The 12,889-nt window shown below is 39.4% G+C and carries 14 protein-coding genes; 1 reads left to right on the top strand and 13 read right to left on the bottom strand.

What is annotated here, in order from left to right; genetic code table 11:
• The first annotated feature begins 29 nt into the window (after positions 1 to 29).
• Positions 30 to 797 (top strand): DeoR/GlpR family DNA-binding transcription regulator, encoded by a 768-nt coding sequence (locus HMPREF9965_RS08305; protein WP_000917584.1) that lies wholly within the window; start codon positions 30 to 32, stop codon positions 795 to 797.
• A 39-nt stretch (positions 798 to 836) separates the two neighbouring features.
• Here the strand turns inward: HMPREF9965_RS08305 and lacG are convergent, their stop codons facing one another.
• The 13 genes from lacG to HMPREF9965_RS08370 form a co-directional block, all read right to left on the bottom strand.
• Entirely contained in the window at positions 837 to 2,243 is a 1,407-nt protein-coding gene (lacG, locus tag HMPREF9965_RS08310; protein WP_000169305.1) for a 6-phospho-beta-galactosidase, read from the bottom strand.
• A gap of 84 nt (positions 2,244 to 2,327) precedes the next feature.
• Positions 2,328 to 4,022 carry a lactose-specific PTS transporter subunit EIIC gene (locus HMPREF9965_RS08315; protein WP_001037316.1) on the bottom strand — a complete coding sequence of 565 codons (1,695 nt, stop codon included), beginning with the start codon at positions 4,020 to 4,022 and terminating at the stop codon, positions 2,328 to 2,330.
• Positions 4,022 to 4,339 (bottom strand): PTS lactose/cellobiose transporter subunit IIA, encoded by a 318-nt coding sequence (locus HMPREF9965_RS08320; RefSeq protein ID WP_001078334.1) that lies wholly within the window; start codon positions 4,337 to 4,339, stop codon positions 4,022 to 4,024. Before HMPREF9965_RS08320 ends, HMPREF9965_RS08315 begins: the two co-directional genes overlap by 1 nt.
• Before the next feature lie 35 nt (positions 4,340 to 4,374).
• Complete coding sequence (locus tag HMPREF9965_RS08325; protein ID WP_000285739.1) at positions 4,375 to 5,211, bottom strand: PRD domain-containing protein; 837 nt, start codon at positions 5,209 to 5,211, stop codon at positions 4,375 to 4,377.
• A 239-nt stretch (positions 5,212 to 5,450) separates the two neighbouring features.
• Complete coding sequence (lacD, locus tag HMPREF9965_RS08330; protein ID WP_001219107.1) at positions 5,451 to 6,431, bottom strand: tagatose-bisphosphate aldolase; 981 nt, start codon at positions 6,429 to 6,431, stop codon at positions 5,451 to 5,453.
• Position 6,432: 1 nt separating this feature from the next.
• Positions 6,433 to 7,362: a tagatose-6-phosphate kinase gene (locus HMPREF9965_RS08335; RefSeq protein WP_000604254.1), complete on the bottom strand. Its 930-nt coding sequence runs from the start codon at positions 7,360 to 7,362 to the stop codon at positions 6,433 to 6,435.
• Between the two features lie 10 nt (positions 7,363 to 7,372).
• Complete coding sequence (gene lacB / locus HMPREF9965_RS08340) at positions 7,373 to 7,888, bottom strand: galactose-6-phosphate isomerase subunit LacB (protein WP_001216904.1); 516 nt, start codon at positions 7,886 to 7,888, stop codon at positions 7,373 to 7,375.
• A 30-nt stretch (positions 7,889 to 7,918) separates the two neighbouring features.
• Positions 7,919 to 8,344 (bottom strand): galactose-6-phosphate isomerase subunit LacA, encoded by a 426-nt coding sequence (gene lacA, locus HMPREF9965_RS08345; protein ID WP_000029278.1) that lies wholly within the window; start codon positions 8,342 to 8,344, stop codon positions 7,919 to 7,921.
• A gap of 291 nt (positions 8,345 to 8,635) precedes the next feature.
• Positions 8,636 to 9,532 carry an aldose 1-epimerase family protein gene (locus HMPREF9965_RS12820; protein WP_000234160.1) on the bottom strand — a complete coding sequence of 299 codons (897 nt, stop codon included), beginning with the start codon at positions 9,530 to 9,532 and terminating at the stop codon, positions 8,636 to 8,638.
• Between the two features lie 107 nt (positions 9,533 to 9,639).
• Positions 9,640 to 11,115 carry a PTS galactitol transporter subunit IIC gene (locus tag HMPREF9965_RS08355; protein WP_000382509.1) on the bottom strand — a complete coding sequence of 492 codons (1,476 nt, stop codon included), beginning with the start codon at positions 11,113 to 11,115 and terminating at the stop codon, positions 9,640 to 9,642.
• Positions 11,116 to 11,159: 44 nt separating this feature from the next.
• A complete protein-coding gene (locus tag HMPREF9965_RS08360) occupies positions 11,160 to 11,465 on the bottom strand; it encodes a PTS sugar transporter subunit IIB (protein WP_000590563.1) in 306 nt (101 codons plus the stop codon).
• A gap of 37 nt (positions 11,466 to 11,502) precedes the next feature.
• Positions 11,503 to 11,979 (bottom strand): PTS sugar transporter subunit IIA, encoded by a 477-nt coding sequence (locus HMPREF9965_RS08365; RefSeq protein WP_000522766.1) that lies wholly within the window; start codon positions 11,977 to 11,979, stop codon positions 11,503 to 11,505.
• Between the two features lie 217 nt (positions 11,980 to 12,196).
• Entirely contained in the window at positions 12,197 to 12,886 is a 690-nt protein-coding gene (locus HMPREF9965_RS08370) for a sugar phosphate nucleotidyltransferase (RefSeq protein ID WP_000643953.1), read from the bottom strand.
• Between the last annotated feature and the right edge of the window lie 3 nt (positions 12,887 to 12,889).

Genomic DNA, 12,889 nt, shown 5'->3' on the forward strand with positions numbered 1-12,889 from the left:
TAATAATAGTAGAAATCGAGGTGATAAGGATGCTGAAGCAAGAAAAGCTAGATAGTATTTTAGAAGCAGTAAACACAAAAGGCACTATTACTGTAAAAGAGATTATGGAGAGTCTTGATGTGTCAGATATGACAGCTCGCCGCTACTTACAAGAATTGGCAGATAAGGATTTGCTGGTACGCGTGCATGGTGGCGCTGAAAAACTTCGTACAGGTTCTCTCTTAAACAACGAACGCTCAAATGTCGAAAAACAAGGTTTGCAGATTGCTGAAAAACAAGAAATTAGCCGTTTTGCCGGTCATTTGATTGACGAAGGTGAAACCATTTTTATCGGACCAGGAACAACCTTAGAATGTTTTGCTCGTGAGCTCCCTATCGATAACATTCGTGTTGTAACAAACAGTCTTCCTGTTTTTCTCATCCTAAACGAACGAAAATTAACAGATTTGATCTTGATTGGCGGAAATTATCGCTCTATCACTGGTGCTTTTGTAGGGACACTTACCTTGCAGGATTTGACCAACCTTCAGTTTTCTAAAGCTTTTGTAAGCTGTAATGGTATTAAGGATAAGGCAATTGCTACTTTCAGTGAAGAAGAGGGCGAGGTACAACGAATCGCCCTGAATAATGCCAATAAAAAATACTTACTGGCAGACCACAGTAAGTTTAATAAGTTTGATTTTTACACTTTCTACAATATCTCAGAGATTGATACCATCGTTTCAGATGCCAAACTGAGTCAGGAGACATTTGAAGATCTATCGAAACAAACAACCATTCTTTTATCAAAACCATAAAAATTCCCCTGCCTTTTGGCGGGGAATTTTTGTTGAATTTTAATCAATAAGTTGTGTCTCAGCTAGTTTCTTGTACCAGTGAGCTGATTTCTTTGGATAACGCTCCTGGGTCTCAAAATCAACATAGAAGAGGCCGTAACGCTTTTCGTAACCATTTGACCAAGAAAAAACATCCATCAGAGACCAGATAAAGTATCCTTTGACATTGGCTCCATCAGAGATTGCATCTGCAATCACTTCCATATGTTTCTTCACATAATCAATCCGTCCATCATCGTAGACTGTCCCATCCACAAACTCATCTTTGTATCCGAGACCATTCTCTGTGATGTAGATTTTCTTGTAATTTGGGTAATCCTTCTTCACGCGCATGATTTGATCATACAAACCTTGAGGATAGATAATCCAATCCCAGTCCGTACGTGGGACATAGTCAGGCGCCACTCGACGTCCAACTCCCTTAATCTGATACTTAGAGCTTCCTTTTTCACCCTTACCGTTATGAATGATTTCTGTTTCGCCATCAAAGGATTGCATCCAATCACTCATATAGTAGTTAATTCCAAGGAAGTCATTCAAGTCTTTTGCAGCTTCTAGGACTGCGAAGTCTTCTTCACGCAGATCTAAACTTCCACCATTGACTGCTAAGATATGGTTGACACCTTCCATTGTTTCTTCGGAATATCGTCCTAGATAAGTCGCATCCAAAATAAATTTATTGTGAATGATATCTTCTAACTCGGCTGCACGAACATCTGCTGGATTATCTGGATCCAGAGGATACTTAGTAGGCAGTGCATGAACCACACCAATTTCACCCTTATATCCCTTATCCTTGAAAAGTTTTACTGCACGCGCATGCGACACCATCATATTGTGATGAGATTGGAAGACTTTGGCAAGGTCGTACTGAATACCTGGAGGGAATTTCCCAACCAAATACTGGCCATCCCCTATCGGCCCAATTTCATTAAAGGTTGTCCAAAAGTTAACTTCAGGAAATTCTTCAAAACAGAAAGCTGCATAATCCACAAAGTGATCAATGTTTTCTCTGTTTAGGAAATCTCCGTTTGAATGAAGCGCCTCTGGTGTGTCAAAGTGATGGAGGGTCACGAAGGGCTCAACATGTCGTTTGTGACATTCTGCAAATAACTTGTGATAGAACTCAACTCCCTTGGCATTGACTTTCCCGTAACCAGTTGGAAAGATACGTGACCAAGCGATTGAAATACGGATACCATTGACACCATACTCTTCTGCAAGTTTGAGATCAACTGGGTATTTGTGATAGAAATCACTGGCTGGCTCAGCAGTGTACCAGTAGTTGTCCTTAAGATATTTATCCCAGGCAACTGGCCCTTTACCATCAGTATTGGTTGCACCTTCTGCTTGGTAGGCTGCTGTTGCTCCGCCAAAAATAAAGTCTTTTGGAAGTGTTTTTGTCATTTGATTCACCTTTCAAGAAATAGAACTGAGATGGGGATATAGTTGGGAGGAGTTCCTCCATCTCACTTCTTTGGTATTTACATTTTATTCTTCAAACTGCGCTTGAACGAAGGCAAGAGCGCCTTTTCCATCACGAGTCAGTTTAATGTATTGGCCACCTTCTGTCTTAGCAAGTTTGATACCAAGTTTGTCGGTTTCGGCCTTCATGTCTTCAAAGTTTGAAGCAACTTGAGGAGCAAGGATAACCAGATCAAACTCAGGCAACATTTCACGGTGAGCTCCATAGCCACCAGCTGCTGCTTTAACAGGAACCTTGTACTCCGCAGCTGCCTTGTTTAGAGCATTTGCAAGGAGACCACTTGTACCTCCTCCTGCACAGAGAACGAGAACATTTGTTTCTTCTGTGATTGTGTTTTGCGCTGCTTCTACACCTGCTTTTTCAAGAATAGCATCTGCTTTGGCAGTATTGAAGTTTGCTGCTACTTTTTCTTTCAATTCATCATTGACTTTACCAGAACGCTCTTCTTCAAGGATTTGTTCATCATAGACTTTAAGGAATGGATAGTAAATGACAATGTCAACAACGATTAGAAGGGCAGCAAGAATGAACGATAGAACTTGGAAGTTTGTACCGAGAACAATACCGAGCGGACCTGGTGTTGTCCAAGGAAGGTTGGCTGTAAATGAGTTCATGCCAAGCGTCTCAATGAAGAATTTAAAGATCCATACGTTGGCAATTGGCGCAAAGATAAATGGAATAAAGAAAATCGGGTTCAATACAAGCGGTGCACCAAACAGAATTGGTTCATTTACACCAAAGAAAGTTGGAACTACTGAAGCACGTCCGATTGCACGGTTACGTTTTGATTTTGTTAACCACATGAACATGAATGGAACAACCAGTGTCGCACCCGTACCACCCATGGTAACGATAAACATTTGTGTACCTGAAGTAAGGATCTTGTCTGCATGCATCCCTTGTTGAAGAAGGTTTAAGTTGACTTCAGCATTTGCATAGGTAATAGCTGCGATTGCTGGCTCGACGATTGAAGGACCGTGGATACCAACAAACCAGAAGAAGGCAAAGGCACCAAAGATAATGGTAATACCTAGATAACCATCAGCAGCAGAGAATAATGGTGCAAAGAATTTACCGATTGATTCAGCTACGCTTGCACCAACAAAATGACGAGCTAGTAAATCAAGAGCATAAAGAGAAACCACTGATAGAGTGAATGGAATCACATCTTTAAAGACTTGTGAGATATTTGGTGGAACTTCGTCAGGCATACGAATAGTGACGTTGTTCTTAACACAAACCTTATAGATGGCTACAGTAACAAAGGCAGCAAGGAAGGCTGAAAGCAAACCTTTTGTCCCCAAGAATCCAGTAGCTAGGCCATTTTCGATAGGATCAGCTGCCAACATCAACAAACCAACAATTGCTGCCAACAATGTTGACATATAGTTGACTTGGTTGGTTTTTTCCATGCTACGGTTAACTGAGTCGGTCAATGACTTAGCTGTTGTACCAGCTACCAAGAGAGCTAGAATCCCCATTGAATAGCTATAAGGTTTCATGAGGAGATTAACAACATCATCAGACCATTTAAAACCCCATGAGTTTGGTACAAAGGCAATCAAGATAAAGATACTTGAGAAGAGAATAACTGGCATTCCAGCAATGAAACCATCACGAATAGCACGAAGGTAGATATTACGAGACAGTTTTTCAAAGAAAGGTTTCCCTTTCTCGATAAAAGCAATTAGTTTGTTCATTACTTAACTCCTCTCTTGTAAAGTTCGATTAAATGGTGCATCAAATCTTTGAGCAAGATAGTTGTCATCAAGTGGTCTTGGCCATGCATCATGGTTACACTATAGGCCAAATCTTCACCAGCTGCTTCCTTAGTCAAAAGGCTTGTTTGCGCGTGGTGAGCCTCTGCAATGCAAGAACCAGCTTCCTCGACTAAGCTATCTGCTTTCGCAAAATCGCTAGCCTCAGCAGCCTTCAAGGCTTCCAATAGTTTTGAACGAGCATCGCCAGCATAGGCTACGATTTCAAAACCTAACAATGTTACTTCTTCTCTATTCATGATAGAATGCTCCTTATGTATTTTTAATTAAATTTTTATGACAATAAACGTTGGATATGTAGAACTAGATAAACTCGTTCACTTTTATACAAATCAAGACCCGTATGTTGCGTAATCACATCATAGATCTTGGAACCGACCTCAAATGCCTTTGGATAGGATTGTTTGATATGATCTTCCATATCCAGAAGAGATTGATTATCATCTCTGGAACGGTCTAAATAATCCAAAAAATAGTTGAGATGAATCATAAAGCGATCATAGAAATGATTATTCTCTTTAGTTCGCTGAATAGCGTAACTTTTCATCACTTCTTCAACATTCCTGAGAATTTCTTTTCTCTTATCTATCGACTCCACAACTTCCACTTCATTCTCTCCTTCGGCATTGATGAAATGATAAGCAATCCGAATAATTTCATCCTCAGGGAAATGATCCGCTAGCTTCTGACGGTAAATTTCAAATGCTTCATTTGCGATTTGAAAAGCAACAGGATACTTGGCAGAAATATCTGGCAGATTGCTATCCTTGTACCTTCCTTGTGTTAGAGCTTGGTAAGAACAGTAAATATGATCTGTCAAGGTTACGTAGAGATACTCTTGAATCGGATAATGATATTTCTTTGATAGCTTATCAATGATTTCATAAGTCACTGTGATAAAATCAAGCGGAACATCTTTGAGGAGAGCCATAAAGTTTTCTCTGGACTCTTCTGTCTTCATCCGAAAGATTTTCTCAACCTGATTTTCAGCAATCAAATCCCCCTTCTTCTTTCCAAATGTAATCCCTTTACCAATTACAATCACCTCTTCTCCTTTATCATTTCTGACAAGTGAAACATTGTGATTCATTGGATTTAGAATTCGATACATGGCAACCTCCTTTTGTATCTTAAAGGTATATGAGTATAAAAAATGACCACAAATGAACTAGAAAATCTATCGATTTCTAATCCACCTGTGATCATGCCTAATATTACTTAGTAACACTCACCTTGTATTAACTTGTGATTTAAGTATAGCACAAGTAAGTTTTTTTGTAAACCTTTACATTAAACTTTTTTAAAAATTTTTATTTAGATCAATGTTCCTAAGATTAGGAGGGGGAAAACTTATACACGTTCAGTCCATGAAGTCGCTGTTGTTTGAAGAACCTTGTTGAGTTCGTCAATGTTCTCAAACCCTGTTGTACGCAACCATTCACGAGCTGCTGCTTCACCGTCTTTGATGTAGGCTTCAACTGATCCAGCCCATGTAGCACGGCCACAAAGAACTCCATTGAAGTTTGCGCCTGATTCGTGGGCAAAGACAAGTGTTTCTTGGAAGAGTTTTGCTGACACTCCTGCACTCAAGTAGATGTATGGCAAGTTAGTTGCTTCATCTTGCGCTTTGAAGAAGGCTGCTGCTTCTTCACGTGTATGAACGATTTCACCATCACCAAATCCTTCAACGTATTTAACATTGACTGGAACTTCCACTTTCAAAACATCGATGTTGAAGCGTGGGTCTGAGAAGACCTTCATGGCACCGATAACCTTGTGTGGTTTCACTTTTGCGTATTCTACAGAGCCAGCGTCAGCGATTTTTTCATCATAAGCCAAGATTTCAAGGAAGAATGGAATATCTTCCGCCACACACTCAGAACCGATGCGTTCGATGTAGGCTTGTTTTTCTTGGTTGAGTTCGTCAGCGCTGTCTACGTCATAGTAAAGCAAGAATTTGACAGCGTCAGCGCCTTGTTCCTTGATGCGTTTTGCAGACCAAACATCCAAACAGTCAGGCAAGCGTTTGGTGCTTGTTGTGTCGTAGCCAGTTTTCTCATAAGCAAGGAGAAGACCAGCATTGGCATCAAGCGCTTTTGTAGCTGGAAGTCCATACTCAGGGTCAAGAAGCATAGATGAAGCGTATTTTGTCAATTCATCTGCAACCAAGACTTTGAGTTCTTCCATTTGAGCAACAGTTGGCTCTTCCGTTTGGTATTGAGCCATAAGGCGTTTCAAAGCACCACGTTGGTCAAAGGCAAGAGCTGAGATAATACCATTTTCATCTGAAAGTTTTTCTAAGCATGCACGTTTTTGTTCTGTTAAAGCCATTTTATACCTCTTTTACTATTAATTGATCATATAGAGCTTGATAGTTGGCCATGTTGACATGACCAGTCATTTTTTCTTGAGCATTGAGCATACCAAGGACATTTGCCTTGATAAGAAGTTCTTGATCAGTTTCCTTATGAAGAAGGCCTGATGAAATACCTGCAACAGTAGAATCACCAGATCCGACAGGATTGACTACCTGAATTCTAGGAATATCTACCTTGTAGAAAGTGTCATCATGTTTTGCAAAAGCACCATTTGCACCAAGTGAAACGATTATCCACTCAATACCTGCAAATAGAGGCTCTTGAAGAACTTCCTTTAATTCATCTAAATCCTCAGAAACTTCTCTGCCTAGAAGCTGAGACAATTCTTCGTTATTTGGTTTAATTACTGTTGGTTTGTGCGGTGATTCAAGGACAGCCTGAAGAGCTGCACCTGAGCAGTCCAGAACAACTGGTTTGCCTGCTTGATTAGCAAGTTCTACCAAGTTTGCATAGTAGTCAACTGGAAGGCCAGCTGGAAGACTACCTGAGATGGCTACTACTTCTACAGTGTCAAGAAGATTTCCGAAATGAGCCAAGAAATCTTGCCCTTCTTGTTCCAATACTTCAGGTCCTTTTTCAAGGATTTCTGTTTGGTTATCTCCGTGCAGAATAGCGATACAGTTACGAGTCTCTCCTTGAATTGAGAAGAAATCTTTCGTTACTTTATCATCGATATGTTCTACCAAAAATTCACCAAGTTTGCCACCGACCAAACCAGTAGCAGCAACAGAATCACCAAATTCTGAAAGAACTCGCGTAACATTGAGCCCTTTACCACCAGCTGTCTTGGTCACGTCCACCACACGGTTGACAGTATCAATTTTCAATTCATCCAAAGGATAAGAAATATCAATGGATGGATTCATTGTGACTGTTAAAATCATGCGTTACCTCTTAGTCGTGGTATTCACCGCGATCCCATTTTTCAAGGAATTCTGTAAAGAAGTTTGCATCTGCTTGATGAGCATTGTGAGTTTCAACGTGCTCAATTTTCGCAATCAATTTTTTATTTTCTTCTGACGGTTTGTATTCAGCATTGATGAAAGCTTCAATGATATCGCACATAAGCAATTCACCAGTGATTTTACCACCAAAACCAATAACGTTGGCGTTCAATTGTTCTTTAGCATAAAGAGCTGTTGTCATATCACGAACTAAGGCAGAACGGACACCAGGAACTTTATTTACAGCGTTGTTGATACCAACACCAGTACCACAGATACATACCCCAAGATCAGCTTGACCGCTTGTAACAGCTTCACCAACTTTTTTACCAAAAATTGGGTAGTGTGTACGAGCATGATCGTAAGTACCAAAGTCAATGACTTCATGTCCTTTTGATTTCAAAAATTCTGAAACCGCCATTTTTTCATCTGTTACGATGTGGTCACATCCAATTGCAATTCTCATTTTTAATTTACCTTTCTTACTGTAATCTAATTAGCACATTTTGTTCAACATATCAACCCGAATTTGGTGACGACCACCGTCGTATTTACCGTTAACAAAACCTTTAGCAATATTTTTAGCCAATTCATTACCGACAAGTTGTGCACCCATAGTAATCATACGTGAGTTGTTGTGGCCACGAGTCATATAAGCTGAACGTTCGTCAGAAACTTCTGCAGCAACCATTCCTTTGATCTTAGTTGCGACCATGAATGGACCAGCTCCATAAGCATCAATCACGATACCAAGATTTTGTTCTTCTTTGTTTACTTCTGCAGCAACAGCAAGAGTCACATCAACAAAGTCTTGACCTTCAGCTGTAACATCCACAACGTGGAAGTTTTCTTTTTCCAAGAAGTCTTTCACAACTTCTTTCAATCTCAAACCTGCAGCATCTGCACCAATAACAATAGACATATTGTTTACTCCTTTTTATTATTCTAGGCCAGTAAAGACTTTTATAACTAGCAGTTTACCTACAAAAGACTTTCTAGCAGTTTATTGACAAATTTGATTGAATGAGATGAATAACACCTTATCCAAGTCTAGGAAATCAATTTCCTAGAAACAAACTTTCTCCGCGAAAGAGAATATAACAAGTGATTATTTGTTTGTTGCAAACATCATTTGTTGTTTACAAACATAATATACTCCTATTTTCAGAAAAAGTCAACAGTAAATGTTTGTTTTTGTGTTTTATTTTTTAATCTAAAAGATTTCAATATCAAAACAAATTTGATCCACTTGACCGGGTTCCAAGAGACGAACGTTTTTCTTATCTTCTAAATGATCTCCTTCTTCAAGAGATGTTGACAAGCCAGACCATGGTTCAAACGCAATGAAAGATCCCTTATTCAAAGTTGACCAAATGATGAGATTTGAGAACTCTTGGAAGTGTACTTTTAATCCCTTCTCATGCTTGCGCGAACGAAGCGAAATTGTTCTGGATTGCAACTCATCCAAAGTCACTGCATCAACACTAAACAGATCGTAACTGAGGTCCACTTCCTTTTGTGAATCCAACCATGGACTTCTATCTTGGAAGTCTAACATTCCCGTTTCTGGGAAAGGACGTGGAACAGAGCAAGTCTCTTCTTTTTCAAACTCTAAATAGTAGTCTTCATAGACTTCGTCATCAAGTAGAGGACAATTAAATCCTGGATGTCCTCCTATAAAGAATGGCATTACTTTATTGTTTTCTTTATTAAAGACTTTGTATTGAGTACGAACAGTCTTGCCAGTCACTAGATAAGTGATTTCAAGGCGGAAATGATAAGGATAGTTTTGATAAGTATTCTCATCATCTTCGATAGCAAAGGTTACACTGTTTTCTGTTTGATCAACTAATTCAAATTCTTTTTTACGGACTAAACCATGACGCGGAATGCTTCCTTTCGTCTCCGTTCCATCTTCGTGGCTATAGAAGGCTGTATCCTCTCTCAAAGAGCCACAGATTGGAAAAAGTACTGGAGCTTGCCCACTCCAATAGGTGGCATCTCCTTGCCACAGATACTCAATGCCTTCTCGATCCTTGAGCGACGACAAGGCGCCACCTAAGGTTTTAAACTGGACCGTTAACTGATCTGATTTGATTTCAATTACCATAATGTTCTCCAACTATTTTTAGATTTTTATATAAAAAACTAGGTTGCCACTCCCAATGTAGGAAATTAACAACCTAGTTTTCACAATTTACATTTTATAGGAGCGAATTATTTAGCATTTGCTGCGTATTCTTCGTTACGTTTGATCATTTGTTTTCTATACCAAGCAAAGATACCTACATAGAATACAAGGAAGGCTGCTGCACCAAGGATTGCTTTGATATCACCTGTTGTAGCATTACCAATTGCCCAACCAAATAGTTTTTCGATTGGTCCTTCAAGAGTTGAGTGAGTGATCAATTGAGTTTGGCTCACACCTTCTGGGAAAGCACCTACACCTTTCGCAAGTTCAGTTGCAAATGGAGCGATAAGAGTACCTGAAAGAAGGAAAAGTGGCAACAAGAGTGTTCCGAAGATGATCATACGGAGCAATTTACCACGTGTAACAACCAAGAGAGCTGGAGTCACACCCATAGCAATGATACCAGCAAGTGGCAAGATACCATTACCGACATTAGAAAGAAGCACAGCTTCTACTAGCATGATTGGAGCAAGTACGTTGGCACAAGCCCAGATTTCAGCACGACCAGCGATGAAAGGCCAGTCAAGACCGATGTTGAATTTACGCCCTTGAAGACGTTTAGTAGCAACGTTTGTAATACCTTGTGAAAGTGGTTCCACGGCTGCGATGAACCAAGATCCGATAAGTGAGAAGAGCTCCAAGCAGACACCGGCAGTCAAACCAAGGCTCAACCAACCTTTAATAACAAGTTCCCATTTATCAGCTCCTTCTACACCTGCAACTGGGTGTGGAGTTCCCATCAAACCAATAACGATACCAAGAATGAAACCGATGAAGAATTTAGATCCCCAGAAACCGATTTTCTTGTTCAATTTTGCAGCGTCAAAGTCGTATTTATCAAGACCTGGTAATACTTTATCAAAGATCTTATCCAAGACCATGATAACTGGGTTCATCATGTAGTTCATGTGAGTTGAAGTCATTGGTGATGAACTTGGTGCATTAAGAAGGTCGTCGAATGTTGGTTTCATCAAGTCAGAGTTGATGATTTTCAAAACACCTACAAGGACAACTGCTGCAGTTGCGATGAAAAGTGAAACCCCTTGGCTAACACCATTGTTGTCTGCGTACCATTTGATCAGAAGACCAGTGATTGACAAGTGCCAGATATCGAAGATATCGACATCAAGTGTGTCCGTTTTCTTCATTGCAAGCATCACAACGTTGACAATCAACATCACAAGCAAGAAGTAAAGTGTCCATGCAGAACCCCAAGTGATCGTAGCAAGTGGTGCCCAACCAACGTCAGTGATGTTCAATTGAATACCAGTGTTTTCAACGAATTTCGCAAGAGATGCTGAGAAAGCTCCGTTGAGCATACCGATGATAGCACCGATACCAGTAAGAGCGATGGCAAGTTTGATACCACCTTCAAGCGCTTTGGAGAATTTCACTCCAAAAAGTAGAGCCAATACTGTCAAGATGATCAGCATGATGATAGGACCACCCATTTCCAAGACTGGCTTGAAAATCTTATTGGCTAGTTCGATAATGACATCCATAATAGTTCCTCCCTTTATTTTTATGGAATCTTACAAAATAATAATTAGCTTAGTCCGTGTTCTTTGATAGCTGCCTCAATATTGTCAAATACAGGAGCACTCATTGCTGGAATACGGAACAAGATTGGTCCAGCTTCAATAACTGGAATACCTGGTTCAAAGCCAAGATCTGTTGCAGCGATTGGTGTAAAGATATCGTAGCCTTTCATAAGGTCTTCATTCACATCTTTTACCATAACTGCATCACAGTGAACATCGTAACCACGATTTGAAAGCTCTTCTTCAAGAGCACTTTTAATTTGGTGACTTGAGTTAACACCTGCACCGCAGGCAGCGAGAATTTTGATCATTTGGATTTCCTCCGATTTATTATTTATAATGTACGATTTAAGCTGTTGCTTCAGAGATATAGGCATACAAGGCTTCTGGTTCAGAAATATTTGATAAATCTTCTAGGTGAGCATTTCCTGTAAAGAAGTCCATCAACTGAGCAAGAATGTTGGTTTGACTCGAACTTGAATTGTTAATGATAAAGAAGAGTAGAGATACTTCCACTTCCTTATCAGGAGCAATCATATTGTGAAAAGTTACTGGTTTTTCTAATCGAACAACCACCACTTTCTCGGCTAGATTATGAACAATATCTGTATGAGGAATCGCTACGTTTGGCAAGTCCTTTCCCAGAAATTCCATATCTAAGCCAGTCGGAAATGACTTTTCACGCGTGATCAAGGCTTCACGATAAGTTGGAGTCACGATTTCTCGTTCTTCCAATAAGGTTGCTACCTGATCAAAGAGTTGTTCTTGATTATCCGCTTCTAAGCAAAACACCAGGTTTTTGTCAAAGAAATGACCTAATCCCATAACAGTTTCCCTTCTTTCAATTAACTTTTACGTTATAAGTATAACACTATATGAAATCGTTGTCAATACTTTTTGTTTTATTTTGTTTCTTTTTTGTTGATTGTGTTTTGTTAATTAATTATAATCATTATCAAACAATCTTTTTAAATTCTATTTTCGTGCATTTCAAACAAAAAAAGACCAAAATGGGTCTTTTTGTTACTAATTCTAATGTTATTTAGTTAATGGAAGATAAAATTTCTTCTAGCTTTTGATAGTCCTTAACACTATCGATTTCATAGATGCTGTTGCCTTCTAATTCTTCGACATACACATCTAATTCTTTGATATTATCCTTAACCATATTGTCCCAATAGAGATCAACAAATTCGCCGCTTGCATAGGCTTTGTCAATAAAGCCAACAATCTTTTCTGCAGTTGGAGCATCCCAGAATGATACGCCGCTCAGAATACGACCAGCCTTGCTATCAACGATGATGTCTTGAACTTTATAGTCATCACCATAAACCAAGAACCATTCATTTTCACAGTCTTCACGATAAACACTGAAATAGGTAGAACGTTCAAGATTATTTCTAAACATATTTTTGAAAAGATAATTATCCGCATCAATAACATAGCTGTTAGCTAAATCTTCTTTTACAAGGTAAAGTGAGTAAAAGTTGTTGTAATCAGCATACTTGTCGTTGAAGACTAAACGAACACCATATTTTTCTTTTAGGTAGTCAAATTGTTCTTTGAGGTAGCCAACAACGATAATAATCTCATCAATTCCTCTCTCTTTCAAAAACTCGATTTGGTATTCTACCAAAGGTTTTTGGTTGACCTTAACCAAGGCTTTGGGGGTATTTTCAGTCATAGGACGCAGACGAGTTCCCAACCCCGCTGCCAAGATAATTGCTTTCACGCT

The organism is Streptococcus mitis bv. 2 str. SK95 (assembly GCF_000222705.1).
GTDB classification, from domain to species: Bacteria; Bacillota; Bacilli; order Lactobacillales; family Streptococcaceae; genus Streptococcus; species Streptococcus mitis_AY.